The sequence below is a fragment of the Novosphingobium sp. 9 genome, from assembly GCF_025340265.1.
Lineage (GTDB): Bacteria > Pseudomonadota > Alphaproteobacteria > Sphingomonadales > Sphingomonadaceae > Novosphingobium.
In genome coordinates, this window is record NZ_CP022707.1 from 907,816 (window position 1) to 932,755 (window position 24,940).

A 24,940-nucleotide genomic window follows, 5' to 3' on the forward strand; every position below is an offset into this window, starting at 1 on the left:
CCCGACCGGGCGCAAGTTGCGAGAGAAAAAATGTCCCGTCCCGTGCTTCTTCCGCTCCTCGGTCTGGCGCTGTGCCTTGGTCTTGCCGCCTGCGATTCCTCGGTGAAGCAGGCGGGCGAGAACAGCGACGGCAGCCAGTCCGATTCGCTGACCGGCGTGGAGACGCCCAGCGCGCCCGATACGCCGCCGATGCTCGGCCCTGCGCCCGATGCGCCGACCGATGGCGCCAGCGATGCACCGGGCGCCGGGGCAGGGCGCTCCGTGCAGGTGCAGAACGATCTGTACAACTTCGCCTACAGCTATCCCGATGCGGCAGGCGCGCTGCCCGGCCTGAAGGCGATGCTCGATGCCGATCTGGCCCAGCAGCAGGGCAAGACGCGCCGTCTGGCGCAGGCGGACCGGGATGCCTCGGACAAGTCGGCGGCGGATCAGATGGCAGGCAGCACGAACACGCCGATCCCGTTCCATGCGGGTGAACGGCAGATCAACTGGAAGGTCGTGGCGGACCTGCCGAACTGGCTGAGTCTTTCGGGGCAGGGCTATGCCTATACCGGCGGCGCGCACGGCAATTCGTGGTTCGGCGAAATCCTGTGGGACAAGAACACCAATCAGGAGCGCAAGCCGATGGACCTGTTCACATCGCCTGCGAATTTCCTGAATGCGATCAACGCCCCGTTCTGCGCGGCGCTGAACCGCCAGCGCGCGGCCAAGCGCGGCGGTCAGGCCAACATGGGCGGCACCATCAGCGAGTTCACGCAGTGCATCGACCCGACCAAGGAGACGGTGATCTTCGGTTCTTCCAACGGGCAGGCGTTCGACCGCGTGGGAATCCTGATCCCGCCTTACGAGGCCGGGCCGTACTCGGAAGGGACCTATGAAGTGACGCTGCCCGTCACGCCCGCGCTGATGAATGCGCTCAAGCCGCAATACCGGGCGAGCTTCTCGCCTGCTGGGTAATTGCTGACGGGTGAGGGGAAGCGCCGAGCCTCCCCCCACCCACTCGTTCTTACTTGCCCAGCGCGCCGTGCAGCAGCGTGAGCGTTTCGTTGAGGTCCGAGACCTTGATCTGGCCGGGTGCCGAAGGATCGCCCAGCGCGCCGAAGCTCAGCGACGATCCGAACATCTCGCCCGCCACGCGCGACACGGTGCCAAGGCCGCCCATCGCCATGGTGATCAGCGGGCGATCGCCATAATCGCGGCGCACGGTCCACGTCGCGTCGAGCAGGCGCAGCACGTCGCCCGGATCGTGCGGCATCACCGCGATCTTGCAGATATCCGCGCCCAGCGCCTGCTGGCGACGCAGCAGCGCGACCATGACCTCGGTCGAAGGCGTGGTCTGGAAATCGTGGTGCGACATGATGACCTTGCGGCCCATGCCCTGCACGCGGGTCTTGAGCGCGGCGACGGCGGGATCGGCCATCAGCGCGGCCTCGATGTCGATCAGGTCGCCCGCGCCGCTGTCGAGCACGGCGTTGTAGACGGCGGCGTATTGGGCCGGGGTGATGGCCTTCTGGCCGCCTTCGGCCTTGGTGCGGAAGGTGACGACCAGCGGCTTGCCCTTGATGGCATCGGCGACCGGGCGCATCGTGGCGGCCACGGCCTGCGGATCGAGCGCGGCGTCGAGGAAGTCGATGCGGTATTCCACCACGTCGATCTCCGCCATGGCGCCCATCAGGCGGGCGCGGGACAGCACCGCATCGGGCGTCGCCTCGATCAGCGAGACGATGGTCTTGGTGCGGCCGGTGCCGATCTCGACGTCGCGGATACGCACGGGCTTCATCTGGACGGGAGCCGGAGCGGCCTTGGCGGTGGCGGCGCTTGCCGCGCTGGAGAGCAGGGGAAGCATCCCGGCTACAGCTCCAAGGGAAAGGGTTTCACGGCGCTGCAACAGGGGCATTTTCCTACTCCACCTAAAATGACGGCGCGATTTGATGCTCGCGCCCTGACTATGAACTATCCGGTACAAACATATTTTGATCCTGTCACCGGGTGTTTTTGGTGAGTGTGCGGAATTGAGCGGGAACAACCGTTTGCATCGATCGCGATTATTATTGCTTCTGCACGCTATGAATATCGCGGAAATGGCTCTAGGTCGGCTGGGCAGCGGCGGTTGGTCGCACGTAGTCAGGAGAGCGACCGAAAGTGTCCGAGCAGCAACGCGCACAGGGTGCGACCGCAGGCGACGTGTTCCGTATCGCCAGCGGCAACTTCCTCGAAATGTACGATTTCATGGTGTTCGGCTATTTCGCCGCCGCCATCGGGCAGGCCTATTTCCCGAGCGGAGACAATGCCAGCGCGCTGCTGAAATCGCTGGCGACGTTCGGTGCCGGGTTCCTGATGCGTCCGCTGGGCGCCATCGTGCTGGGCGGGTTCACCGATCGCCATGGTCGCCGGGCAGGTCTGTTGCTGACGCTGGCGCTGATGAGCGTGGGCATCGTGACGCTCACCTTCACGCCCGCCTACGCCACCATCGGCGTGCTGGCGCCGGTGCTGGTGCTGTTCGGACGCCTGATCCAGGGCTTCTCGGCAGGCGCGGAACTGGGCAACGTCTCGGTCTATCTCGCCGAAATCGCGCCGCCGCAGCATAAGGGCTTTTTCGTGTCTTGGCAGTCCGCCTCGCAGCAGGTGGCGGTGGTGTTCGCGGCTGTCGTCGGTGTGGCACTGTCGCGCATGTTGGGCCCCGACCAGCTTGCGGCCTGGGGCTGGCGCGTGCCGCTGGGCCTAGGATGTCTGCTGGTGCCGTTGCTGTTCCTGCTGCGTCGCCATCTGAAGGAAAGCGACGAGTTCGAGAACCGGCCGCCGCCCGCCAGCCTCGGCACTGTGCTGGGGCACTTGTGGAAGTCCAGGGGCATCGTGCTGACGGGCCTTGGCATGGTGATGATGACCACCGTCAGCTTCTACATGATCACCGCCTACACCCCCACCTTCGGCAAGCTGCTGCATCTGCCCGAGGAGGCGAACCTGTGGGTGACGGCGGGCGTCGGTGCCTCGAACCTGATCTGGCTGCCGCTGATGGGCGCACTGTCCGACCGGATCGGGCGTAAGCCGATCCTGCTCGCCTGCACTGTGCTGATGTTGCTGACGGCCTATCCGGCGATGATCTGGCTGGCGACGGAGCCCAGCGTGGTGCGGCTGATCGCGGTCGAACTGTGGCTCTCGGCGCTCTATGCCAGCTACAACTCGGCGATGGTCGTCTACCTGACCGAGATCGTACCCGCCGAGGTTCGCGCCTCGGGCTTCAGCCTCGCCTACAGTCTGGCGACGGCGGTGGGCGGGTTCACCCCATTCCTGGTGACATGGGCGATCGGCGCGACGCATAACCGCGCCATTCCCGGCGTGTGGCTCAGCGTCATTGCGTTGGTGAGCCTGATCGCCGTGCTGGCAGCGGGACGGCAACGCCGGAGCGCTTGAAACAGAGGCGCGCCGGCCCTCGCAATCCGCGACCATCGGCGCTATATCGCCCGGCATGACCGAATATCAGACAGTCGAGCCGGGCGACACGCTGCTGCGTGACGGGACCATCAAGCTGCACGGGCCGGACGGCTTTGCGGGCATGCGCAAGGCAGGCGCGCTCGCCGCCGCGATCCTCGACGAGATCGCGCCGCTGATCCAGCCGGGTGTCACCACCGCCTCGATCGACGACAAGGTGCGCGAGATGACGCTCGATGCCGGCGCGGTGCCGGCAACGATGGGCTATCGCGGCTATGCGCACTCGTGCTGCATCTCGATCAACCATGTCGTGTGCCACGGCATTCCCTCGGAAAAGACCTTCAAGAGCGGCGATATCGTCAATGTCGACGTGACCCCGCTGGTCGATGGCTGGCACGGCGATACCAGCCGCATGTATCTTGTCGGCGATGTGCCGCTCAAGGCGCGCAAGCTGGTCGATGTGACTTACGAGTGCCTGATGATCGGCGTGAACATGGCGCGTCCGGGCATCCGTCTGGGCGATATCAGCGCGGCGATCCAGGAGCATGCCGAGGCGAACCGCTACGGCGTGGTGCGCGACTTCTGCGGCCATGGCGTCGGTCGCCTGTTCCACGATGCGCCCGAGGTCGTCCACGCCGGGCGCCCCGGCACCGGCCCGGAACTGCGCGAAGGCATGTTCTTCACCATCGAGCCGATGATCAACCTCGGCAAGCCCGCCGTGAAGATGCTCAATGACGGCTGGACGGCAGTGACGCGCGACAAGTCGCTCTCGGCCCAGTTCGAGCATTCGATCGGCATCACGGCGGACGGCGTGGAAATCTTCACCCAGAGCGCCAAGGGCTGGCACCAGCCGCCTTACGTCTGAGGGGGCACGCTTTTACTTCGTCATTCCCGCGTAGGCGGGAATCCAGCCTCGACGCTTTGCCTGTGCGCACCCGCTGACTGGATCCCCGCCTTCGCGGGGTGACGAGTAGGGTAGGCGAAGAACAGCAGTTCACCACCCCCATGCCTCACGCATAAGCATAGCGCCCGCCCACTTCGAGCGCGCGCTGATACGCGGGCCGCGCGTGAATGCTCGCCAGCCAGGCTGCGGCATGGGGATAGTGCGCTGCGTCCATCCCCGCGCGTGACCGGGCGGCCTCCACCGGAAAGCTCATCATCACATCCGCGGCGCTGATGCTGTCTCCGGCGAACCAGGGCCGCTGCGCCAGTTCGCTTTCGATATAGTCCAGATGCACCGTAATTATTGGCGCCACGCGCCTGAGCGCGACCTTGCCCATGATCGGGATGCGGCTGAGCACCAGCTTGAGCAGCAGCACCGGCATCACCGATCCTTCGGCATAGTGCAGGAAGAAGCGATAGCGCCGTGCGCCGTCATCGTCGACAGGCGGGCCGAACCGGCCACCCGCCTTCTCCACGAGATATTCGACGATGGCCCCGGTCTCGGCCAGCGTCAGGCCGGTCTGGTTGTCCTCGATTACCGGGGACTTGCCCAGCGGATGGATACGCCGCAACTCGGGCGGGGCGAGCATGGTCTTCTTGTCCCGAGCATAGCGGCGCACCTCGTAAGGCAGCCCCAGTTCCTCCAGCAGCCACAGCACACGCTGCGAGCGCGAGTTTTCCAGATGGTGGACAAGGATCATGCGTCGGGCCTCCCCATGGAGCGCGGCGTCACATCCGCCGCACCTCTTGAGGGAATCAAGCGCGTGAGCGCCTCACCCGTTCCCGGCTTCTGGAAGCGCACTGACGAATTCGAATGGTCCGTAACGCCCCATTGCGGACGATCTTCTCTCTCCTCTTCAGGGGAGAGATACGAAGGCTTGGCAGCTTGCTGCCTAGCCGTAGTTGAGAGGGGTTAGGCCGCGCTCCCCTCTCCCAACCCTCTCCCCTGAAGGGGAGAGGGCTATGACCGCTAGCCACCCACCACTGCCATTCAATGGACGTCAAATTTGTCCACGACGCCTAGAACCGCGCGGCGGCCTCGGCGATGGCGGCCCACACGGTGTCGAGCTGATCGTCGGTGATGCCATAGGGAGGCATCACGTAGACGGTATTGCCCAGCGGGCGCAGCAGCACGCCCTGTTCGCGGAAGAAGGCGACGAGGCGCGGCTGGCGGGTGTCGAGATAGCCGCCGCTGGTCTCGCGCACCGGCAGGTCCACCGCCGCGATAGTGCCGCAGCGGCGCGGGTTGTCGATGACGCCGGTGGCGGCCAGCGCGTCCAGCCGCTGCTGCTGGCGGGTGCCGAGATCGGCGATCCGCTCTAGCACCGGCTCCTCGCGCCAGATGGCGAGGTTCTCCGCCGCCGCTGCGCAGGCGATCGGGTTGGCAGTGTAGCTGGAGGAGTGGAAGAACATCTTCGCCCGGTCGTTCGACCAGTGCGCCTGGAAGATCTCCTCGCGCGCCATGGTGACGGCGAGCGGCACCGAGCCGCCGGTCAGCCCCTTGGACAGACACAGGATATCGGGCACGACACCCGCCTGTTCGCAGGCCAGCAGCGTCCCGGTGCGGCCCCAGGCAGTCATCACCTCGTCGGCGATGAACAGAACGCCGTGCGCGGCGCAGATCGTCTGCATCGCGGCGAGAATGTCGGGGGAATAGAACAGCATCCCGCCCGAGCCGAGCACCAGCGGCTCGACGATGAATGCCGCCACGTCGCCCTGCGCGCATAGCGCCTCCAAGGCATCGAGCGTCGCCTGCTCGGCGCCTGCCGCCGGGAAGGGCACGCGGCCCACATCGAACAGCAGCGGGCCGTAAGGCTGGGTGAACACGCCGCGCTCGCCCACCGACATCGCGCCGATGGTGTCGCCGTGGTACGAATGCTCCATCACCACGATGCGGTGGCGGGCCTCGTTGCGGGCCTGCCAGTAGCCGAGCGCCATCTTCAGCGCGACTTCGACGCAGGTGGAGCCGCTGTCCGAGAAGAACACCCGCGTCAGGCTCTCGGGCATGATCGCGCGCAGGCCCGCGGCGACCTCTTCGGCAGGCGCGTGGGTGTATCCGGCGAAGATGATCTGGTCGAGCTTGCCTGCCTGCGCGGCGATAGCCGCCATGATGCGCGGGTTGGCATGGCCGTGCGTCGTCACCCACCACGAGGAGATCGCGTCGATCAGCGTGCGCCCGTCGGCCAGATGGAGCAGCGCGCCCTCGGCCCGGTCCACCAGCGGGATTTCCTCGCCCAGACCGTGCTGCGTGAAGGGATGCCAGATGGAGGAGCCGCTCATGCGAGGAAGTCCGCGATGTCGAACGCGGCGGCGAAGGCCTCGCGCAGCGTTTCGGGACTGAGCGTATCGAGCTTGGGCAGGCGACCGAGCCGCTTCACGCCGCCCATCGCGCAGATCGTCGCCTCGCTGTCTTCCACGTTGTCGCCCACGAACGCGACGCCGAGGATCGCGATTCCGCGCGACCGTAGCGCCTCAATGGAGAGCAGTGCGTGGTTGATCGCGCCCAGTTGCGTGCGTGAGACCAGCACCACCGGCGCGCGCCAGCGGGCAAATTGGTCGGCATAAGTGGTCTGCCGGTCGAGCGGAACGAGGGCGCCGCCTGCGCCTTCGACTACCAGTGGCCCGTCGACCTGCGGCAGCGCGAGACGGGCCGGGTCGATGGTCACGCCGTCGATCTCGGCGGCGAGGTGCGGGGAGCAGGGGTGGTGAGGCGATAGGCGTCGGGCAGCACCCGCTCGGGCGCCAGGCCGGAAAGTCGTGCCACGCGGTCGCGGTCGCCGCCGTCGGCTTCGAGCCCGGCCTGTACCGGCTTCCAGTAATAGGCGTTGCCCTGCGCGTTCAGCGCGCCTGCCAGCGCGGCGGCAAAGACGGTCTTGCCGATTTCTGTATCGGTGCCGGTGACGATGATGGGATGGAAGTTGGAGGAGGTAGTCATGCCTGCTCCCTGCCAGCTTGCAGGTGCACCGTCACCACCTCGTAGTCGGCACAGGCTCCCGATTTCTCGAACTGGGCCATCACCGCGCGCAACTGGCGCGGGCTGAGCGGGCGGTGTTCGCTGGCGGCATGACCCGCGCCGATGGCCTTGACTGCGCGCAGGAAAGCGCGGGCATCGGCGTGGTCCTCGCTCAGGGTTTCGACTGTGATGTCTCCCAGCGCGCGAAATGCTTCGACCGGCGCGAAGGCGGGCGTGCCGGGGGCAAGTCCTTGCGCCTCATGCGCCGCGCGCCAGTGCGAGAAGGTCTTCGGGCCGAGCGTCGTCACGACCAGATGGCCACCGGGTGCCAGTTGCGCGGCCAGCCGGGCGAGCGCGGCGGGAGCGTCGTCGAACCATTGCACGGCCAGGCTGGAGACGATCAGGTCGAACGGGCCACCCTCGAGCGCTTCGCGCTCGCCGTCGAGCACCGCAAAATGATGCGCGGCGCTGCCTGCCATGCGTGCTTCGCACCGGGCAACCATTTCGGGCGCAAGATCGGTGACGAGCCACTCGCCCTCGATACCGCGTTCGTGTAGCGCCTGCGTCAGGAACCCGGTGCCGCAGCCGATTTCCAGCCCCCGCACGGGGCGGGGGAGGTCGAGGGCGGCGATCCGCGCGGCGAGCGCCCCGGCGATGCGATTCTGGACATGGGCGTTGCCGTCATAGTCGCGCGCGGCGCCGAAGCGGTGGGCGACCTCCTCGTGCGGGATCGGGCTCATGCCGTCGCGGGTCCTGCGGGCAGCGAGGCGATCATGCCCCGGATCGCGGCGGCGCAGAGCGCCGGGTTCTCGCGCGGCAACAGGTGCCCGCCTTCGGGCGAGTCCATCCGCCGCGCCGGATGCGTGCCCCGCGTGAAGGTCGCGGCGCGCAGATCCGGGGGCAGCAGCGGATCGGCGCTGCCGTGGATTGCCAGCACCGGCACCGGGCTGAGCGAGAGGTGGGCATCGCGCATGGCGAGCAGGTCTTCGCGCAAGGGCTCGGGCTCGCACATCTCGAAATCGTCGTGGCAGCCGATCTGGCGGCGGAACTCGGCGAGCACGGGGGCCGGGTCTTCGTCGAAGCGGCGCAGCATCCGGTCGAGCACACGCATCGGCACGCCGGGGCGGTCGGGCCGGGCGGAGAAATGGTCGAAGCCGTTGATCGCGACAAGGCCGACCAGCCCCGGCGGCGGATCGGCGAGCAGGCGCATGGTGCCGAACGAATGCGTCACCGCGAGCACCGGCGTACTCATGCGGTCAGGCGCCAGCGTGTGCGGATCGCCGAAGTAGCCGCGATCGTCGGCCTCGTGCGCGAATTCGGGCAAAGCCGCGCGCAAGGGCTCCCAGAACGAGGCGTCGAAGCCCCAGCCGTGCAGGAACAGCAGCTTCACGCAGGGTTCGCCTTCACCGCCTCGGCCAGCGCGGCGAGCAGCGCATCGACGTCCGCCATACCGTGCGTGGCGCGCAGCGCGATGCGCAGGCGGCTGGTCCCGGTGGGCACCGTCGGCGGGCGGATCGCGCCGGTAAGGAAGCCTGCGTCTTCCAGCGCTGCGGCGATGGCCATTGTGCGCGCCTCGGTGCCGAGCACGGCAGGGACGATCTGGGTCGAGGAGCCGCCATGGTCCAGCCCCAGCGTGGCCAGGCCGTCGCGCAGTCGATCGCCCAGCGCAGCCAGATGCGCGCGTTCGGCATCCATCGTCGGCACCAGATCGAGCGTGGCATCGAGCGCGCCGAGTATGGCGGGCGGCGGCGCGGTGGTGAAGACGAAGCCGCTTGCAGCATTGGCGAGGTAGTCGATCAGCACCTGCGATCCCGCCACATAGGCGCCGAACCCGCCCAGCGCCTTGCTGAACGTGCCCATCACCACGTCCACGCCCTCTGGCACTTCGGCACAGAGCCCCGCGCCTTGCGGGCCGAGCACGCCGGTCGCATGGGCCTCGTCGACATAGAGGATCGCATCGTGACGACGGGCGATGGCCGAGAGTTCGGCCACATCGGCGCGGTCGCCGTCCATCGAGAACACGCTTTCGGTCAGGATCAGCCGCGCAGGCGCTTCGGCGCCTTTCGTGGCGAGCAGCTCTTCCAGATGGGCGAGGTCGTTGTGGCGGAAGCGGTGCTGGCGCACGCCGGAGGCGGCGATCCCGGCGTGCATCGAGGCGTGGATCAGCCGGTCGCTGAACACCGCGACGCCCGGCATTGCCGCGATCAGCGCGGGGATCGTCGCCGCATTGGCCTGCCAGCCCGAGGCGAAGATCATCGCCGCCTCGCACTTTTTGAACGCGGCGAGCCGGGCCTCCACGGCGAGGTGAGCCGCGCTGGTGCCGGTCACGAGGCGTGAGGCGCCCGACCCGGTGCCCAGTTCCTGCGCCCACTCACCCGCGCGCTGTGCGGGCAGCGGATGGGTGGCAAGGCCGAGGTAGTCGTTGCTGGCGAAGTCCACCAGTTCGCGCCCGTCGCGCACGATGCGCCCTTGCGGAGCCATGCTGGCCGCGCGCAGCACGCGGCGGCGGCCAGCCTGTTCGATCTTGTCGAGGGCCTGGCGAAGAGGGGCATCAAGGGGGGAATGGGGCCTGCTCATGATGCTGCCGGGTAGGCCAGAGGGCGCAGCGGGGCAATGGGATTACGGTGGCATTGCGGGGCAGGGCACTTGCGCGAATTGTCGCAGGCAGGCGGCGGGACGGCGTTGCGGTTTTGCGCCGCGCGGCACCTTCGGGCGATCTGGTGCGTTATCGGGTATGGACAAGAACAATAATATCCTGATCTCCGGCGGCCTTATCAGGGGTCGCCTTCCGCTGCTCTCGTGCGCGCTCGTCGCCGGACTGCTGGCCGCGTGTCATCCCGATCCGGGTAAGGCAGAGAGCGATCAGCCCGGTGCCGCGCCTGCCTCACCGGTGGCTGCGGCCCCCGATCCGAGCGCGGCGCTGGTCGCCAGTATGGCCTTCCGCCCGGTCGCCAATCCCGGTCCTCTGCCCGCCGCCGCGACACCGGCGATGCAGGCGCAGGTCGTGCTCGACCGGCTGGGCTTCTCTCCGGGCGTGATCGACGGCAAGCCGGGCGCTTCGTTCAAGAAGGCGCTGGCCGGTTTCCAGAGTGCCAACGACATCGCCGCGACGGGAGAGCTGGACGATGCCACCCGGCAGGCCCTCGCGCGCTGGCAGCAGGTAGCGCCCGCCGTGCTGGTGACGGTGCCCAAGGCATTCGTGACGCAGAAGTTCTATCCCGATCTTCCCACCAGCGAGAGCGGCATGGCGAAGTTCGACAACCTCGGCTACCGCACCATGGCCGAGGCGCTGGCCGAGCGGTTCCACACCACGCCCGAAACGCTGATCGCGCTCAACGGCGCGCAGGCCATGATCGCGGCGGGCAAGCCCTTGTGGGTGCCCAATATTCCCGACGTGAAGCCCGAAGGGTTCGAAAAGGACGCGCGCGACTGGAACGAGACGCTGGTCTCGCTCGGCGTTTCGCCCCGGCAGGCGAAGGCCGATCATCTGGTGGTCGACAAGTCTGATGGCGTGCTGCGCGTGTTCGATAAGCAGGACCGCCTGATCGGCCAGTTCCCCGTCACAACCGGGTCCGAGCACGATCCGCTGCCGATCGGCACCTGGACGATCCAGGGCGAGGCGCGCAATCCCGATTACCAGTTCAACCCCAAGCTGTTCTGGGATGCCTCGAAGAACGCCAAGGCCGCGCGCCTGCCGCCGGGTCCGAACGGGCCGGTCGGCGTGGTGTGGATGGACCTGTCCAAGCCGCACTACGGCATCCACGGCACGCCCGAGCCGCAGAACATCGGCCATACCGAAAGCCATGGCTGCGTGCGCCTGACCAACTGGGACGCCGCGCGCGTGGCCGAAATGGTCTCGGCGGGTACGAAAGTGGTGTTCCAGCCCTGATGCAGCACGTCTGAGGGACGAGGCGAGTCCTGCGCGGGGCGAGTCGCGATGGCAGGGCTTGTCGCTCCTCACCCGGCGGGAGTAGCCGGGTCAGGACAGGGGAAGGCGCGGAAATGCGCGCTTTCAACACGATATGAGGGAAGTTTCGTATGAACAACGCACGCGTGGTGCTGGCAGCGGTGCTGTCGGTCTCGGGCCTTGCGGTCATGGCAGCGCCCGCCTCGGCGCAGGTCACGGCGGAAGCCAATGTGGCCAAGTCCGAAGGCCAGTGGGGTGGCGAGCTGGGCGTCGGCATGCCGATCGTCAACGACGGCCCGATCAAGGTGACGCCGATGGTCGGCGTGTTCGTCTACGACCGCGATCACCCCGGCTATTACAAGGACGACGGCGCCTGTTATGCCAATTCCGACGACAGCGAAGTGGGCGGCCACCATTGCGACGGCAGCGGCACCAAGCTCTATGCCCGCATCGAGGCGACCTACAGCCTGCCGATGGCATCGGTAGGGCTGGGCGCGCGCTGGATGGGCGATGACCTGCGTCCCTACGGCACGGTCGCCGTGCCGATCGCGCCGTTGTTCTCGGTGAAGGGCGACCTTGGCGACCACTATCTGGCCGCCGGTATCACGGCCCACTTCTGAAGACCTGAAGCAGGTGAAGATCTAAAGCGGGGCTGGCAGCGACCTTACCCCGTTCGGGTGATGCCTTGCGGCATGCGCGAACGGGGGGTCAGCTCTCGATCAGATCGAGATAGGCCACCACGTCGTTGTCGGTGGCGATGAACAGGCCGTCCTGCACTTCTTCGGGTTGCAACTCTGCGATGCGCAGCGCTTCGGTGAGCGAGCCGTAGAACAGGGTGTTGGCCGCACCGCCTTCGGCTCCGCCATCGAGGTGATAGAGCCGGACAGTGGCTTCGCCATAGGTCGTGCGCATCAGTCCTGCTCCTTCTCGCGTTTCGCGCCATCCAGTGCCTTGCCGACCCGCAAGACTTCGGCGCGGGTGGCGGTCTTTTCGGCCTTCGAGCGACCATGTTGCGCGCGGGCGGTGTCTGCCTGCACGCTGGCGGTGGCGCGGGCCTTGGCCTTGCGGGCCATGCGAAGATTGACGATTTCGGCCATGACAGCCGCAGTCTACGCCTCGACCGGGGCCGTCGTCACCCCCAGATCGGGCAGGGCGACCGAACGCTTGCCCGAAAAATCGGTGCGCACAACGATCAGCCCGTCCTTCTCCAGATAGTCGAGCAGGCGCTGCACCCGGCGTGGGCTGCTGGTGCCGTAGATCCGCGCCAGTTCCATGTCGTCGGGGCAGGGACGGTTGTCCATCGCGAACTTGGCGATCGTATAGAACGTCGCCAGCGCATCGTCGGGGACGTGCTTGGCCAGATTGACCAGATCGGTCCAGCGCTCGTCGTCGGGGTCTTCGATCCCCGCGAGTGCGGCAGCGAAACCGCGCCGGAAGGCGGTGGCATCAAGGCCGCGCACCGAGATGCCCTTCATCCGGCAGCGGATCGTGTAGTCCTGAAACAGCGTGGTGGCCGACTGGAAGGTGCAGTCGGGCTCTGCCGCCATGCCGTTCAGGATTTCGAGCATCGCCGCGCGGTTTTCCTCGGGCTCCGGCTCGGCGCGTTCGGGGCGCGGTACGGCGCCGCCCAGACTGTCGAGCGCGGAAATCCGCTCGGACAGTTCCTCGACATCCTCGACCACGCGCGGGGCGGGGCGGGGGAACTCGGGCGCTCGGTCTCCACGTGCAGGTTGGCGTGGAGCAGTTCGCGCATGTCCTCGGTGCTGGCAGTCGGCAGCGGGGCGAGGCCGGGGGTGACGGACTTGGCGCCGGTGCGCACCGCGCCGATGTTCACCGCCACCGGACGGCGGCTGATCGCCGGGCCAAGGCCCAGGAACTGCCCGCGTGCAAGGTCGCGGATCTGCTCGGCCTGACGGCGCTCCATGCCCAGCAGATCGGCGGCGCGGATCATGTCGATGTCGAGGAAGGTGCGGCCCATCAGGAAGTTGCTGGCTTCCGCCGCCACGTTCTTGGCCAGCTTGGCTAGGCGCTGGGTGGCGATCACGCCCGCCAGACCGCGCTTGCGGCCACGGCACATCAGGTTGGTCATCGCGCCCAGCGAGATGCGGCGCGCTTCCTCGGAAACTTCACCGGCAGCGGCGGGCGCGAACAGCTGCGCCTCGTCCACCACCACCAGCGCGGGATACCACTGGTCGCGCGGGGCATCGAACATGGCGTTGAGGAACTGCGCGGCGCACTTCATCTGCTGGTCGATTTCCAGCGAATCGAGCGCCAGCACCACCGAGGCGCGATGCTGGCGGATGCGCGCGCCCAGCCGCACGATCTCGGCCTCGCCATAGGCACCGGCGTCGATCACGACATGGCCGAATTCCTCGGCAAGGCTGACGAAATCGCCTTCCGGGTCGATCACCACCTGCTGGACGATCCCGGCGCTCTCTTCCAGCAACCGGCGCAGCAGGTGCGACTTTCCGGACCCGGAATTGCCCTGCACCAGCAGGCGGGTCGCGAGAAGTTCGGTGATGTCGATGTCGATCGCGTCCCCGTTCGGGGTCTGGCCGATCACGATGTTCGCTTTCACAAGCGGCGGGATACGCAAAGCGAGGCCGCGATGCAAAGGGGGAGGGGGCGGCTTTCCCCAGAGCGTCTTGCCACGGCCCGCACCTGTCGCGTTGCCGATACGATTTAGCGCTTGAAGGTCCACGCGAAACTGCCAGTCTCACGCGATTGAGAGGCGCTCGCAAGCAGTGCCCCAAGGGATAAGGGACTTGAGAATAACCATGACAAGCGTGGAGAAATACAACGGCGTCGCGCGGGCGCTGCACTGGTCGATCGCGGTGCTGATCATCTGCAACCTGCTTTCGGGCATCCTGCACGAGCCGCTGCATATGGGCGCGGTGCTGATCCCCTCGCACAAGGCGATCGGCCTGACCGTGCTGGTGCTTTCGGTCGCACGGCTGCTGTGGCGCCTGACCTGGACGCATCCGCCGTACCCCTCGCATATGCCCGGCTGGGAGCGTGGGGCAGCGACGCTGGTCCATGTGCTGCTCTATGTGGGCATGATCGGGATGCCGCTGTCGGGCTGGATCTTCGCGTCGGCCAGCCCGCGCGATCTTTCATGGTTCGGGCTGTTCGACTGGCCGAAGCTGCCGTTCGCCAAGGGCGATGCGCTTGTCGGCTTCAGCCACGAGTTCCACACCGTGTTCGGCTATTCGATGGCGGTGGTTCTGGTGCTGCACATCGCGGCGGCGCTGCGCCATCACTTCGTGCTGCGCGACACCGTGCTGCGCCGGATGCTCTGAGGGGTATTTGACGGACACCGAACCCGCCTTGCGGAAATTGCGTGCAGTTTCATGCGTTGTGCGCCTTGCGATCCGGGGCTGCGTACCCAGATCGCAAGGCGTATCTGATTGCAGAACGGAGCCCGTTGCATGCCCAGTCCAGTTCAGCCCAGTCCGGCCCTCATCGTCACCTACCTGACCCACGACGGCGCGCATTTCGACCGCGCTTATTACGACGAGCATCACATGGGGCTGGCGCGCGAGGTCTGGGGCGCACACGGGTTGACCGGCACCGAGGTGTTCTACCCCACCGATCCCGCCCAGCCCTATGCCTGCATCTCGGTCCTGCGCTTCCGTGACGAGGCGGCGATGGCCGCAGCGCTGGCCGACGCGGGCACCGCGAAGCTGGTCGCCGACGTCGCCAATTTCACCGACATCGTGCCGCTGAACTATACTGCGGCCAGCTAAACCGCCGGGAACCTGCCGCCGAAGTCACATCGATGTCATGTCGGCGGGGCATAGGCGATGGACCATGCAGCGCCGTTTTCCGCCGTTTCTTCCTGATTTCGTTCCGCAATGTCCGGAACTGACGGCATGACCGCGCTGGATCGTCCGGTGCTGCTGGTCGTGCTGGCGGGACGCCGCGCGGACGAGGCCGATCATCTGGCGCAGCGCTTTGCCGTCAGCCACAAGTGCCTCGTCCCGCTGGGCGATCGCCCGTTGATCGCCCGCGTGCTCCAGACCGCTGCGGCGCATCCGCGCATCGACAGTCTGGCCGTCTCGGTCGAGACCGAGGCGTTCGCACCGATCTATGACGTGCTCACCCGCCTGCCGGGGCGCGGCACCTCGCGGCTGGTCGAGGCGAATGCCGACCTTGCCGACAGCGTGCGCGCGGCGGCAGAAGGCTGGGATGGGCGCATCCTCGTGACCACCGCCGATCACGCGCTGCTGACCGCCGGGGCGATCGACACCCTGATCGACGCGCTCGACCGTGCCGACCTGGCGCTGGCGCTCGTAGCACGGCGCGATGTTCTGGCGGTCCATCCTTCGGCGCACCGCCGCTTTCTGCGCTTTACCGATGGCGATTATGCCGACTGCAATCTGTTCGCGGCGTCCGGCACGCAAGCGCTCGGCGCGGTCGAGCTGTTCCGGGGTGGCCCCAGCGGGGTGTGGAGCGCGTGGCGGATCATGCGCGCGTTCGGGCTCGGCGCGGGCTTCCGGTTCGCCATGGGCCTGCTGTCTTTGCAAGACGCGCTCGAACACGCCTCGCGCCGCCTTGGCCTGAAGCTGCGCGCGCCGGTGCTGGCGGACGGACGGCAGGCGATCGATGTCGACGATGATCGCACCTATGCCATCGTCAGTGATCTGCTGGCGGGGAGAGCGAGCAGGTCGATCCCGCGATGAAAGCCCCGGCACGCTCGATCGCCTGAGGTTCGGACTCCGACCACAACGCGATCGCTGGAAACAAAAAAGGCCCCGCCGGATGATCCGACAGGGCCTTTTTGCGATATCCTTCCCCCTTACATCGAAACCGAGATGTTGAGGAACGCCGAGCGTCCGGCCGAGACCCAGTAGAGCGGATCGTCGGTGGCCGACTGCGTGCCTGCGTAGTCCACGATCTTGTGCAGGTTGAACAGGTTGGAGACCTTGAGGCTGATCGTGGTCTCCTTCTTCATGTCCAGCAGGCGATCGAGATGGACGCCGAGCGCGAGGTCGGTGGTCATGTAGGTGTCGAGCCTGGTGGTCGGATCGTTGGCGAACACCGGCTCGCCGTTCGCATCGGTGCCGTCGGTATCGAGGCCGTAGCGCGGGCCGATCCACTTGGCGATGATCGAGGCATAGGGGCCGGTGCGGTTGTCGTAGAGGACGCCCGCCGCCGCCGTCCAGCGCGGGCTTTCCGCGATCCAGACGTCGGTGTGCTTGTACTTGGCCGAATTGAGCGAGGCGTTGCCGTAAAGCGAGAAGCCCTTGCCGACGACGTACTGCACTTCTGCTTCCAGACCCTTGTACACGGCGCCGCCGCCGTTGGTGTAGGTCGAGACCACGCCATAGTCGGGATCGTCGATGTTCACCGAGGTGATGTAGTTGTTGAAGTCGATGTAATAGGCATCGGCGCCGAGCACGAGGTTGCCGATGTGGGCGGCGGTGCCGACCTGATAGTTGGTGGTGCGTTCGGGCGAGACGCGCTGGATCACCTGCGTCTGGAAGGTGTCGAGCGGCGGCGCCAGGAACCCGCGCGCGACCTGCGCATAGACCGACCAGTTCTTCAGGATCTTGTAGTTCGCCGCGATCGAGGGCTGCCAGGCGTGGTAGCTTTCGGTGAAGTTCTCGGGCGCGGGCGGCGAGACCGAGTTCAGCGCCGCATCCAGCTTGCGCTGGAAGTAGGTGAAGCGCACGCCCGGCGTCAGCGTCAGGCCCGAGGCGGGCGTCAGCACCAGTTCGGCATAGGGCTGCAGCGTGTTGGCGGTGTCATGGTAGATGTACTTGTACGGGGTGCCGTACTTGGTGTTCACCAGATCGCCGGTCATCACGTCGGTGGTCGCCGACCAGCGGTCGTCCACGGTGTGCTCGGCCCAGAGCCCGACATTCAGCTTGCCGATGGCGCCCAGATCCTTCGAGACGCGCAGGGTATCGCCATAGGCGCGGTAGTGCGCATTGGTCTGCTTGCCGGTGATATCGGTCGCGGCATTGGCGGGCTGGGGCGAGAGCTTCTTGCCGTTGTCGTCGTAATAGGTGACGCCCACATCCGCCGGATTGTTGTCCGAGGCGTCCTTCGATTCCTTGTAATCATGCGTGAAGGACGTCGTGTAGAGCGTGTTGTCCACCGACCAGCCGCCGCCAAGCCCGGCTTCCAGACGGGCATATTCGAAGTCCGAGGAATAGTTGCTGGGCTGGTACTTGTAGTAGTTCTGCAGGCTGGGATCGTTGCCCAGCGCGTAGTTCCAGCCGTATTCCTTGATGTTCGCCAGCGTGGTGCCCTGCGTGGTGTACTCGTGCGAGTGGTTCCAGCTGGCCAGCAGCGTCAGCTTGATGTTGGGCGCCAGCTGCGAGACGGTCTTGGCCTCGATATTGGTGCGCTGCTCCTGCGCATAGGAGAGGTAGCCGTCGCTCTCCTCGTGCTGGACGTCGATGAAGGCCTTGCCGAACTTCGTCTCGCCGGTGTCGACCTCGGTGCCGAGCGACCAGGTGTCGAAGCTGCCCACCGTCAGGTAGGGATTGACGGTGAAGGTGTTCAGCGGCGCCTTGGTGTTGAAGTTCATGCTGCCGCCGAACGTCGCGTTGCCGATCGTCGAGGCAGTGCCGGGGCCACGGTCGACCGAGGCGTCGAGCAGGTCATGCGCGATGAACAGCGCCGAGGAGGTGTGGTGCAGGTCGGTCGAATCGCCGAACGGGATACCGTCGTAAGTGACGTTGAACTGGCCGTCCTGAAAGCCGCGCAGGCTCAGCGTCTCGGACTTGCCGAGGCCGGGGCCGTTGGGGCTCTGGTCCCACACGCTGGGCGCGAACTTCACCACGTCGTCATAGCTCGACAGCGGGGTGATGTTGTTCTTGATGAAGCTGCGATCGATGTTCGAGGTCGGCTGGAGCGCATCGAGCGGCGTTGTCGAAGGGGCAACGGCGATGGCTTGGCCGATCACGACGATCTGGTTGGCGCGCGCACTGTCGTCATCGGTCTGGGTATCGGCCGATGACGCGCCGACCGGCTCCCCCGCAGAGGCCGCCGTCAGGTGCAGGCTGATGGTGTTGCCGCTGCGGCCTGCGACCGAAAGGCCGGTCCCTGCCAGCAGCTGGGCCAGCGCTGCGTGGGTCGGAAGATCGCCGTGCACCGCGTTGGTACGCACGCCGTCGAGATGGGCGGCCGGCGCCACGATCTGGATACCGGCCTGACGCGCGAAAGCGGGGATGCCCTTCAGCGCGCTCTGGGCGGCAAGGTTGAAGTGGTGCGGGCTGGACAGCTCGGCATCGGCCTGAGTGCCGGTCTGGGCGCTGGTTTGAGCAAGGGCCGGATTGGCGATGCACAGGGCGGCAACCGAAGTCGCCAGCCCAAAGAAAGCTACTTTCATGAAAGTCCTCACAGCAACCGGCGCGATCGCGCGGGTTTCAGGGGCTAGATGCGTGAGGGAGAAAGTTCCGCCCGTGCCTTGCGCAAATTTTTTTACGAAACGGCAATGATCTTGAAGCGGGCCGTTTTCAGCGGGTCAGGCAGATCACGCCATCCTGACGCGAGACACGGGCATCGAGGCTGAGCGCCACGGCATCGGCGAAACCGGCAGGATCGGTTGCCGCGAACAGGCCGGTGATCGGCTCGCGCGCCAGCTCGGGTGAGGCGATCTCGATGGCCGGGCTGGCATAACGGCGGAAGGTCTCGGCGGCATGGGCCAGCGTCTCGCCCTCGAACGCGAGTTGCCCCTGCCGCCATGACAGCAGGCGATCGACTTCGGCGGGCGGCAGCGGCGCAAGACGGGTGGGCAGGGCATCGGCGGCTTCGCCGGGAAGTCCCGCGCTCTGCACCGCGCGGATGCCTGGTCCGATACTCTGGGATCGCTCGTTGTTCTCAGCACGCGCAAGCGCGTGGATCACGCCGCGTGTCACCAGCACCGTTACCGGCACGCCCGACAGCGCGTGGACCGAGAACGCTGCCGCGCCCGCTTCCAGCGAGAGCACGCCTGCCTCGACAACGAACGGGCGGGCCTCAGCCGCGACGGTTTCGAAATAGGCGCCGCCTGCATGCAGCAGGACGCGGCGTTCGGTGTCGGTGAAGCGCAGCGTCAGGCTGGTGGCGGTGTCGAGAGTCACCACGCTGCCATCGGGCAGCGGCACCCGGCGGATCTCCCCGATCCCGGTGGCAAGCTGGCGCCCCTGCGGCCACAGCCGCAGCGGCGAAAGCGTCAGGGCGGCAGCACTGGCCGCCAGCGCGCCGATGCCGATGAGGGCATGGCGGCGGGACAGGAGATGGCGGTGTGTGACGGGATACTGTTCGGAATCGGGACGCACATCGATCAGCGGCGCCAGCGACCCGGCCTGCTCCGCGTGGACCCAGATCGCCCGAGCCCGCGCGAGGGCGCCGACATGGCGGCTGTTCGCGGCCAGCCACGCTTCGAGCTGCGCTTCCTCGCCCGCGCTCAGCCCGCGATCCATCCGGGCCGCCCAGGACGCGGCATCGGCGTCGATGGCCTTGGCGGGCGAAGGGGGAATCATGGCGGGACGGGTGGCTCCGGTGGGGCTTTGCTTCGTACCGGATTTTCCCGGCGCGAGCCCTAGATGCAGCGGGATCGATGTTTCCGCCACCGGGGCGCGAAATATTTCCGGTCAGGAGGCTTTGGCGCGACGGGGCGCGTGCTCGGGCGCCGCGATGGGGGCAGGTGCGACGCGCTGGTCCCGTCGCCCGAACTGCTTCATCAGCGCGCGGATGCCACGGGCGATGTGCTTTTCGACCGTGTTCTCGGACAGGCCGAGAGCCCCTGCGATCTCGCGCTGCGACAGGCCCTCGACACGGCGCATCTGGAAGGCGCGGCGGGTCTGGGGCGGCATGGCGGCAATGGCGGCGGCCACGCGGGCGAATTCGTCGCGCGCCAGTGTCTGGTGCTCGGGCGAGGGCATGTCGGTCGCCGCGCCCAGCCGGTCGAGATCGTCGAGCGCGCCCAGCGCCACCACGCGCGAACGGCGCAGCTGCTGGAGCAGTACCGAGCGCGCGACCTGAAACAGGTAGCTGCGCGGATCGCGGATCGAATCGACTTCTGTGCGTCCGACGAGAATCGCGTAGGATTCCTGCACCAGATCGTCGATCTGGTCGCCGCCGATATCCGACGAGCGCGCCAGCCAGCGGCGCAGCTCGGGTTCGTGGGGCAGGATGTGGCGCGCGAGCCAGGCACTGCGCGCTTCTACGGCGTGAAGCATCCGCGCCCTTTCGCAGAGCAACATGACACTTTTAAAACGCTGCCGGAAAAAGTTGCAGATGCGCGCTGGGTGCGGTGATGCCGGGTGCGATCGGAAGCCGCCCGAGGGATGAGCGCAAGTTTCAGGGCACAGCCTGGCTGTGGCCCGAAGGCGTTGATTATTCCGAATTTTCAGGAAAGATGGTGCGGTCGAGAAGACTCGAACTTCCACGGGCTTTCGCCCACAACGACCTCAACGTTGCGCGTCTACCAATTCCGCCACGACCGCACGATCGACGGGGCCGTTTGACGGTGCCCCGTGGTAGGAGCGCGCCTCTAGCAAAGGGTTTCGGGGTCGGCAAGCGCATTAGCTGCGGATCGCGAATTTTTTTGACGTTTCGTTGACGGCGCCGGGAAAACCGCCGGATTTCCGGGGCTTTGAGCGCGTGTCGGCAGTTCGCCCACAGTCCTGCGGGCGGTGCGCGGCGCCGATCGGAAGAGAATCAGTCGGGCTTCCAGCCGATTTCGGCAGCCGAAGCCGCCTTGGGAATGTCGGTCAACGCTTCGTTGATCGTCTCGGCCTCGCCCGGCATCAGCTTGGCCTTGGAGGGGACGATCTCCTTTTCGTAGACGATGCGGTCACGCTTGTCGCGCAGCACCACCAGGATCGAGGGAACGTCGCGCGTCTCGCCACCGATGTTGGTGACAGTGCCACTGACACTGAAGAACTGCGTGCCGTCGGGCAGCGTCTCGCGATCCTGGCGGCGGGCCGGGAAGTCCAGTTGCAGGTCGCTCTGGCCCTTCACGAAAGTCGGGTGCGGCAGCGGCAGCCAGTCCGGCAGGCCGAGCATGGCGACTGCGCCCGCCAGAGCCAGCGTGACGACGGCGAAGATGCCCGCAGCATAGGTCCCGATCTTCGTCCAGTTGCGGCGCGGCCGGAATGGCGGCGAATGCTCGAAGCTGGAGGTCTGCTCGTCGGCATACCGCCCGTTCGCCGCATCGTCGTAGAACGCGGGCGGCGCGGTGCGCTTTTCCGCCGCGCGCGCCTCGGCGGCGGCGGGGGGCACGCGAACCGGGGCGGGACGGGCCTCCTCGTGCCCGGCGAACGGCACCGGCGTTTCGGGAACCGGAGGCGGCGGGGGAGGTGGTGGTGGCGGTGGGGGCGCGGCAACCGGTTCGGCATAGACGGGTGCCGCTGCTGCCGGGGGCGCCATCGGCGCTGCCGCTGGAGCTGCCATGGGCGAGGCATGCGCCATGACCGGGGCGGTCATCGCAGGAGCAGGTTCCGGTACGGGCTGGGGTACGAAGTCCGGCCCTTCCTGGAACCAGCTGTGCCTGCACTTCGCACAGCGCACCGTCCGGCCTTCGGGGCCGATCGCGCTATCGGGCACGGCGTAGCGTGTCGTGCAGGCGGGGCAGGCGATAATCATCGTTCATCAGCTAAAGCACGCTTGCACGAAGCGCGACAAGCAGCCTGTGCACGACTAAGCGGCGCATGGCCCTTTTTTCCACATACATTGCTCGCTATAGCCGCGCCCACGGCCTCTTCGGGTCGCTTCGCCTGCTTGTCCTGTCCGCCCGTCAACGGAAGTAACGCCGCTCGATGACCACCGCCGCCGATGGGGAGATCGTCCACTTCGACAATGTGGGGCTGCGCTATTCGGCCGAGCGCGAAGTTCTGGCGGACCTAAGCTTCACGCTGTTCGCCGGGCGTTTCTATTTCCTCACCGGAGCGAGCGGCGCGGGCAAGACCTCGCTGCTCAAGATGCTGTACCTCGCGCAGCGTCCGTCGCGCGGGATGATCCGCATGTTCGGCACCGATGCGATCACCTTGCCGCGCCGCCGCCTGCCGGCGATGCGCCGCCGCATCGGCGTGGTGTTCCAGGACTTCCGACTGGTGCCGCACCTGTCCGCCTTCGACAATGTGGCGCTGCCCTTGCGCGTTGCAGGCATCGCCGAGCGCGAGATCGAGAAGCCGGTGGCCGATATTCTCCAGTGGGTGGGCCTGGCCGAGCGTCGCGATGCGCCGCCTGCCGCGCTTTCGGGCGGGGAGCAGCAGCGCGTCGCCATCGCCCGCGCGGTGATCGCGCGCCCGGCCATGCTGGTGGCGGATGAGCCGACCGGCAACGTCGATCCCGAGATGGCGCTCAAGCTGTTGCGCCTGTTCGAGATGCTTAACCGGCAGGGGACCACGGTGGTCGTCGCCACCCACGATCTCGACCTTTTGCGCAAGGTGCCCGACAGCCTCATCATGCGGCTGGACAAGGGGCGTCTGTCCGACCCCACCGGCATGCTGCGCTATCCGCCGAGGCGCACGCCATGAGCGGTGCCCTGACGAAACGGTCCGACAACGGTGTGTTGTCCCGCCTTATGGTCGGGCGCCTGCAGGGCGGCGGCGGGCAGCGGCTGGCCGGGCGCGACCTGTTCCCGCAGGCGCGGTTGACCGGGCCGATGCCCTGGGTGATCGCGATCATGGTGGCACTGACCGCGATCGCGCTGGCGGGCGGGCTTTCGCTCGGCAACGCAGTGTCTGCCGCGCGGGCCGAGATCGACGGCGGCGTGACCGTGCAGGTGCTCGAACCGCGCCCCGAGATCCGCGATGCACAGGCCCGCGCCGCCACGCGCCAGCTGGAGCACATGGCCCATGTCACCGGGCTGCGGCTGGTGCCTCAGGCCGAGACCGATGCGCTGATCGCGCCATGGCTGGGTACGGGCGCCAGCGACGAGGATGGCGTCTCGGTGCCGGTGCCTGCGCTGATCGACGTGCGGCTTGATGCCGCCGCGACGCCCAGCCGTGTCGCGTTGATTGCCCGCGCGCTGCATGACGTGGCGCCGGCGGCGCGTGTCGATGCGCAGTCGGACTGGCTCAAGCCGGTGTTCCGGGCGATGCAGTCGCTGCGCCTGCTGGCGGCGGCGCTTATCGTGCTGCTCGCCTGTGCGCTGGCCGCTGCCGTGCTGCTCGCCTCGCGCTCGGCGCTGGGGGCGAGCCGCGAGGTGATCGAGATCGTCCACCTGCTCGGCGCGACGGACCGGCAGGTGGCAGGCGTGTTCCAGCGCGCGACGGCAACGGATGCAGGCGCGGGCGGGGCGCTGGGGCTGGCGCTGGCGGTCGCGGTGATTCTCGGCCTCGGCCAGCGCTTTGCAGGGCTTGGCGCGGGGCTCGTCGATTACGGTGCGCTGGTGTGGAGCGACTGGGTGCTGATCGTGCTCGTGCCCGTTCTGGCAACGCTGCTGGCGATGGTGACGGCGCGCATGACGGTGCTGCACGCGCTGCGCAAGATGCTATAGTGGACACAGCATGTTTCGCCGTACCGCCGCCTTTGTCCTGCTGATCTGGCTTTTCGGGTTCGTCTGGTTCGCCGTCGCGCTGCCGGGGCCGCTGGGGCCGCGCCAGACCGACGCGGCCATCGTGCTGACTGGGAGCGGCGGGCGGATCGAACAGGCGATCGCCGTGCTGAAGCGTGGTCAGGCGCCGCGCCTGCTGGTCTCGGGCGTCGGGCGCGAAGTGAAGCCGCGCGAGTTCCGGGTGGAATACAAGGTGCCGCCACGGCTGATGGCGTGCTGCATCACGCTGGGGTACGAGGCCTTCGACACGCGCTCCAACGCCATCGAGGCGGGGGACTGGGTGGCCGCGCACCACGCGCGCACGGTGCGCCTCATCACGGCGGACTGGCACATGCGCCGCGCCGAACTGGAACTGCGCAGAGAGCTGCCCAAGGGCGTCACGCTCTACCGCGACGCGGTGCCCTCGCGGCCGAGCCTGGGCACGCTGTTTCTCGAATATCACAAGCTGCTCGCACGCGAGCTGACGACACTGTGGGGCGCCTGATGCGAACGAGCGCGGCGGACGTGGTCCGCTCCCTTGCCTTCTATATCATCTTCTATCTCGGCACGCTGGCGATGGTGCTGGTGACACTGGTCGCCGCGCGGATCGACCATGATCTGCTGGTGCGGATGGTCGCGCACTGGGCCGGGTTCCACCGGGGCTGCGCGCGGATGCTGCTGGGCATCGAGGTGCGCATCGAGGGCCAGATCCCGACCGACGGCGTGCTGGTGGCGATGAAGCACGAGAGCTTCTTCGAGGCGATCGACCTGCCGCTGCTGTTCGACCGTCCCGCGCCGTTTCCCAAGGCCGAGCTGACGCGCCTGCCCGGCTGGGGCAAGGCCGCGCTGGCCTATGGCGTGGTGCCGGTGGAGCGCGATCAGGGCGCGAAGGCCCTGCGTGCGATGGTGGCGCAGGGGCGTGCCTTTGCTGCCGAGGGCCGCGCGCTGGTGCTGTTTCCGGAAGGGACGCGCGTGCCGCATGGACAAAGGCCGCCGCTGCAATCGGGGTTTGCGGGGCTCTACAAGATGATCGGCGTGCCGGTGGTGCCCATCGCGGTCGACAGCGGGCGGCTCTATCACCGGCTCTGGAAGAAGCCCGGCGTCATCACCTTCCGGGTGGGCGCGCGGATCGAGCCCGGCCTGCCGCGCGCCGAAGCCGAAGCACAAGTGCTCGCCGCGATCAACGCGCTGAACGGGTAAGCCAAAGCTCGATGAGCTTGGCTCATGGGGC

General features: G+C 67.3%; 26 protein-coding genes, 1 tRNA gene and 1 pseudogene. 12 read left to right on the plus strand and 16 right to left on the minus strand.

Going from position 1 to position 24,940, the window contains the following annotated elements; all coding sequences use genetic code 11:
• Positions 1-42: 42 nt before the first annotated feature.
• The gene (locus CI805_RS04515; RefSeq protein WP_260926650.1) at positions 43-957 is read left to right on the plus strand and encodes a DUF3298 and DUF4163 domain-containing protein; all 915 of its coding nucleotides are present in this window, start codon (positions 43-45) and stop codon (positions 955-957) included.
• A 49-nt stretch (positions 958-1,006) separates the two neighbouring features.
• Here CI805_RS04515 and aroD read toward each other — a convergent pair whose 3' ends face one another.
• Entirely contained in the window at positions 1,007-1,846 is an 840-nt protein-coding gene (gene aroD, locus CI805_RS04520; RefSeq protein ID WP_260926652.1) for a type I 3-dehydroquinate dehydratase, read from the minus strand.
• Positions 1,847-2,142: 296 nt separating this feature from the next.
• On the opposite strand from aroD, the gene tcuC reads away from it, so the two are divergent.
• The gene (gene tcuC / locus CI805_RS04525) at positions 2,143-3,411 is read left to right on the plus strand and encodes a tricarballylate/proton symporter TcuC (RefSeq protein WP_260926654.1); all 1,269 of its coding nucleotides are present in this window, start codon (positions 2,143-2,145) and stop codon (positions 3,409-3,411) included.
• A 55-nt stretch (positions 3,412-3,466) separates the two neighbouring features.
• Positions 3,467-4,294: a type I methionyl aminopeptidase gene (gene map / locus CI805_RS04530; protein WP_260926658.1), complete on the plus strand. Its 828-nt coding sequence runs from the start codon at positions 3,467-3,469 to the stop codon at positions 4,292-4,294.
• Positions 4,295-4,439: 145 nt separating this feature from the next.
• Here the strand turns inward: map and CI805_RS04535 are convergent, their stop codons facing one another.
• The 6 genes and pseudogenes from CI805_RS04535 to CI805_RS04560 all read right to left on the minus strand — a co-directional run bounded on the left by CI805_RS04535 (position 4,440) and on the right by CI805_RS04560 (position 9,901).
• On the minus strand, positions 4,440-5,072 hold the full coding sequence (locus CI805_RS04535) for a glutathione S-transferase family protein (RefSeq protein ID WP_260926660.1): 633 nt from the start codon (positions 5,070-5,072) through the stop codon (positions 4,440-4,442).
• 319 nt (positions 5,073-5,391) lie between these two features.
• Positions 5,392-6,651 (minus strand): adenosylmethionine--8-amino-7-oxononanoate transaminase, encoded by a 1,260-nt coding sequence (locus CI805_RS04540; RefSeq protein WP_260926662.1) that lies wholly within the window; start codon positions 6,649-6,651, stop codon positions 5,392-5,394.
• Positions 6,648-7,306: pseudogene (bioD, locus tag CI805_RS04545) on the minus strand (dethiobiotin synthase). The gene CI805_RS04540 and the pseudogene bioD overlap by 4 nt, the downstream one beginning before the upstream one ends.
• Positions 7,303-8,064: a methyltransferase gene (locus tag CI805_RS04550; protein WP_260926664.1), complete on the minus strand. Its 762-nt coding sequence runs from the start codon at positions 8,062-8,064 to the stop codon at positions 7,303-7,305. Before CI805_RS04550 ends, bioD begins: the two are co-directional and overlap by 4 nt.
• Complete coding sequence (locus CI805_RS04555) at positions 8,061-8,714, minus strand: alpha/beta fold hydrolase (RefSeq protein WP_260926666.1); 654 nt, start codon at positions 8,712-8,714, stop codon at positions 8,061-8,063. Before CI805_RS04555 ends, CI805_RS04550 begins: the two co-directional genes overlap by 4 nt.
• The gene (locus tag CI805_RS04560; RefSeq protein ID WP_260926669.1) at positions 8,711-9,901 is read right to left on the minus strand and encodes an aminotransferase class I/II-fold pyridoxal phosphate-dependent enzyme; all 1,191 of its coding nucleotides are present in this window, start codon (positions 9,899-9,901) and stop codon (positions 8,711-8,713) included. Before CI805_RS04560 ends, CI805_RS04555 begins: the two co-directional genes overlap by 4 nt.
• Before the next feature lie 157 nt (positions 9,902-10,058).
• On the opposite strand from CI805_RS04560, the gene CI805_RS04565 reads away from it, so the two are divergent.
• Both CI805_RS04565 and CI805_RS04570 read left to right on the plus strand, forming a co-directional pair.
• Positions 10,059-11,213, plus strand: coding sequence for a L,D-transpeptidase (locus CI805_RS04565; protein WP_260926670.1), 1,155 nt, complete (start codon positions 10,059-10,061; stop codon positions 11,211-11,213).
• A 149-nt stretch (positions 11,214-11,362) separates the two neighbouring features.
• A complete protein-coding gene (locus CI805_RS04570) occupies positions 11,363-11,851 on the plus strand; it encodes a hypothetical protein (protein ID WP_260926671.1) in 489 nt (162 codons plus the stop codon).
• Positions 11,852-11,939: 88 nt separating this feature from the next.
• On the opposite strand, the gene CI805_RS04575 is transcribed toward CI805_RS04570, so the two are convergent.
• The 4 genes from CI805_RS04575 to CI805_RS04585 are packed head-to-tail and all read right to left on the minus strand — an operon-like array spanning position 11,940 to position 13,809.
• Entirely contained in the window at positions 11,940-12,143 is a 204-nt protein-coding gene (locus tag CI805_RS04575) for a hypothetical protein (protein WP_260926672.1), read from the minus strand.
• Positions 12,143-12,328, minus strand: a complete 186-nt coding sequence (locus CI805_RS04580; protein WP_260926673.1) for a DUF4169 family protein — start codon at positions 12,326-12,328, stop codon at positions 12,143-12,145. The genes CI805_RS04575 and CI805_RS04580 overlap by 1 nt, the downstream gene beginning before the upstream one ends.
• 12 nt (positions 12,329-12,340) lie before the next feature.
• Positions 12,341-12,799 (minus strand): hypothetical protein, encoded by a 459-nt coding sequence (locus CI805_RS21060; RefSeq protein WP_409934933.1) that lies wholly within the window; start codon positions 12,797-12,799, stop codon positions 12,341-12,343.
• Positions 12,784-13,809, minus strand: coding sequence for a helicase HerA domain-containing protein (locus CI805_RS04585; protein WP_409934934.1), 1,026 nt, complete (start codon positions 13,807-13,809; stop codon positions 12,784-12,786). The genes CI805_RS21060 and CI805_RS04585 overlap by 16 nt, the downstream gene beginning before the upstream one ends.
• 199 nt (positions 13,810-14,008) lie before the next feature.
• Here CI805_RS04585 and CI805_RS04590 point away from each other — a divergent pair, with 199 nt between their 5' ends.
• From CI805_RS04590 to CI805_RS04600, 3 genes are all read left to right on the plus strand, one after another.
• The gene (locus tag CI805_RS04590; RefSeq protein ID WP_409934935.1) at positions 14,009-14,530 is read left to right on the plus strand and encodes a cytochrome b; all 522 of its coding nucleotides are present in this window, start codon (positions 14,009-14,011) and stop codon (positions 14,528-14,530) included.
• Positions 14,531-14,659: 129 nt separating this feature from the next.
• Entirely contained in the window at positions 14,660-14,977 is a 318-nt protein-coding gene (locus CI805_RS04595; RefSeq protein WP_260926679.1) for an EthD family reductase, read from the plus strand.
• A 108-nt stretch (positions 14,978-15,085) separates the two neighbouring features.
• The gene (locus CI805_RS04600; RefSeq protein ID WP_260926681.1) at positions 15,086-15,913 is read left to right on the plus strand and encodes a nucleotidyltransferase family protein; all 828 of its coding nucleotides are present in this window, start codon (positions 15,086-15,088) and stop codon (positions 15,911-15,913) included.
• 116 nt (positions 15,914-16,029) lie between these two features.
• Here CI805_RS04600 and CI805_RS04605 read toward each other — a convergent pair whose 3' ends face one another.
• From CI805_RS04605 to CI805_RS04625, 5 genes are all read right to left on the minus strand, one after another.
• Positions 16,030-18,573, minus strand: coding sequence for a TonB-dependent receptor domain-containing protein (locus tag CI805_RS04605; RefSeq protein WP_260926683.1), 2,544 nt, complete (start codon positions 18,571-18,573; stop codon positions 16,030-16,032).
• A gap of 127 nt (positions 18,574-18,700) precedes the next feature.
• The gene (locus CI805_RS04610; RefSeq protein ID WP_260926685.1) at positions 18,701-19,708 is read right to left on the minus strand and encodes a FecR family protein; all 1,008 of its coding nucleotides are present in this window, start codon (positions 19,706-19,708) and stop codon (positions 18,701-18,703) included.
• A 111-nt stretch (positions 19,709-19,819) separates the two neighbouring features.
• Positions 19,820-20,407 (minus strand): RNA polymerase sigma factor, encoded by a 588-nt coding sequence (locus tag CI805_RS04615; protein WP_260926687.1) that lies wholly within the window; start codon positions 20,405-20,407, stop codon positions 19,820-19,822.
• A 180-nt stretch (positions 20,408-20,587) separates the two neighbouring features.
• Positions 20,588-20,674 (minus strand) — tRNA-Leu (locus CI805_RS04620).
• Positions 20,675-20,888: 214 nt separating this feature from the next.
• Entirely contained in the window at positions 20,889-21,815 is a 927-nt protein-coding gene (locus CI805_RS04625; RefSeq protein ID WP_260926688.1) for a zinc-ribbon domain-containing protein, read from the minus strand.
• 173 nt (positions 21,816-21,988) lie between these two features.
• Here CI805_RS04625 and ftsE point away from each other — a divergent pair, with 173 nt between their 5' ends.
• The 4 genes from ftsE to CI805_RS04645 are packed head-to-tail and all read left to right on the plus strand — an operon-like array spanning position 21,989 to position 24,909.
• Positions 21,989-22,708 carry a cell division ATP-binding protein FtsE gene (ftsE, locus tag CI805_RS04630; RefSeq protein WP_260926690.1) on the plus strand — a complete coding sequence of 240 codons (720 nt, stop codon included), beginning with the start codon at positions 21,989-21,991 and terminating at the stop codon, positions 22,706-22,708.
• On the plus strand, positions 22,705-23,673 hold the full coding sequence (locus CI805_RS04635; RefSeq protein ID WP_313958526.1) for a cell division protein: 969 nt from the start codon (positions 22,705-22,707) through the stop codon (positions 23,671-23,673). Before ftsE ends, CI805_RS04635 begins: the two co-directional genes overlap by 4 nt.
• 10 nt (positions 23,674-23,683) lie before the next feature.
• Positions 23,684-24,214, plus strand: a complete 531-nt coding sequence (locus tag CI805_RS04640; RefSeq protein ID WP_260926692.1) for a YdcF family protein — start codon at positions 23,684-23,686, stop codon at positions 24,212-24,214.
• A complete protein-coding gene (locus CI805_RS04645) occupies positions 24,214-24,909 on the plus strand; it encodes a lysophospholipid acyltransferase family protein (RefSeq protein WP_260926694.1) in 696 nt (231 codons plus the stop codon). Before CI805_RS04640 ends, CI805_RS04645 begins: the two co-directional genes overlap by 1 nt.
• The last annotated feature ends 31 nt before the right edge of the window (positions 24,910-24,940 follow it).

Coding starts and splice junctions, on each gene's coding strand:
- ftsE (WP_260926690.1), top strand. CDS start 21,989: ATGACCACCGCCGCCGATGGGGAGATCGTCCACTTCGACAATGTGGGG.
- CI805_RS04540 (WP_260926662.1), bottom strand. CDS start 6,651: ATGAGCGGCTCCTCCATCTGGCATCCCTTCACGCAGCACGGTCTGGGC.
- CI805_RS04610 (WP_260926685.1), bottom strand. CDS start 19,708: ATGATTCCCCCTTCGCCCGCCAAGGCCATCGACGCCGATGCCGCGTCC.
- CI805_RS04640 (WP_260926692.1), top strand. CDS start 23,684: ATGTTTCGCCGTACCGCCGCCTTTGTCCTGCTGATCTGGCTTTTCGGG.
- CI805_RS04595 (WP_260926679.1), top strand. CDS start 14,660: ATGCCCAGTCCAGTTCAGCCCAGTCCGGCCCTCATCGTCACCTACCTG.
- CI805_RS04575 (WP_260926672.1), bottom strand. CDS start 12,143: ATGCGCACGACCTATGGCGAAGCCACTGTCCGGCTCTATCACCTCGAT.
- map (WP_260926658.1), top strand. CDS start 3,467: ATGACCGAATATCAGACAGTCGAGCCGGGCGACACGCTGCTGCGTGAC.
- CI805_RS04565 (WP_260926670.1), top strand. CDS start 10,059: ATGGACAAGAACAATAATATCCTGATCTCCGGCGGCCTTATCAGGGGT.
- CI805_RS04560 (WP_260926669.1), bottom strand. CDS start 9,901: ATGAGCAGGCCCCATTCCCCCCTTGATGCCCCTCTTCGCCAGGCCCTC.
- CI805_RS04645 (WP_260926694.1), top strand. CDS start 24,214: ATGCGAACGAGCGCGGCGGACGTGGTCCGCTCCCTTGCCTTCTATATC.
- CI805_RS04570 (WP_260926671.1), top strand. CDS start 11,363: ATGAACAACGCACGCGTGGTGCTGGCAGCGGTGCTGTCGGTCTCGGGC.
- CI805_RS21060 (WP_409934933.1), bottom strand. CDS start 12,799: ATGCTCGAAATCCTGAACGGCATGGCGGCAGAGCCCGACTGCACCTTC.
- CI805_RS04580 (WP_260926673.1), bottom strand. CDS start 12,328: ATGGCCGAAATCGTCAATCTTCGCATGGCCCGCAAGGCCAAGGCCCGC.
- CI805_RS04535 (WP_260926660.1), bottom strand. CDS start 5,072: ATGATCCTTGTCCACCATCTGGAAAACTCGCGCTCGCAGCGTGTGCTG.
- CI805_RS04590 (WP_409934935.1), top strand. CDS start 14,009: ATGACAAGCGTGGAGAAATACAACGGCGTCGCGCGGGCGCTGCACTGG.
- CI805_RS04615 (WP_260926687.1), bottom strand. CDS start 20,407: ATGCTTCACGCCGTAGAAGCGCGCAGTGCCTGGCTCGCGCGCCACATC.
- CI805_RS04625 (WP_260926688.1), bottom strand. CDS start 21,815: ATGATTATCGCCTGCCCCGCCTGCACGACACGCTACGCCGTGCCCGAT.
- CI805_RS04550 (WP_260926664.1), bottom strand. CDS start 8,064: ATGAGCCCGATCCCGCACGAGGAGGTCGCCCACCGCTTCGGCGCCGCG.
- CI805_RS04635 (WP_313958526.1), top strand. CDS start 22,705: ATGAGCGGTGCCCTGACGAAACGGTCCGACAACGGTGTGTTGTCCCGC.
- CI805_RS04605 (WP_260926683.1), bottom strand. CDS start 18,573: ATGAAAGTAGCTTTCTTTGGGCTGGCGACTTCGGTTGCCGCCCTGTGC.
- aroD (WP_260926652.1), bottom strand. CDS start 1,846: ATGCTTCCCCTGCTCTCCAGCGCGGCAAGCGCCGCCACCGCCAAGGCC.
- CI805_RS04600 (WP_260926681.1), top strand. CDS start 15,086: ATGTCCGGAACTGACGGCATGACCGCGCTGGATCGTCCGGTGCTGCTG.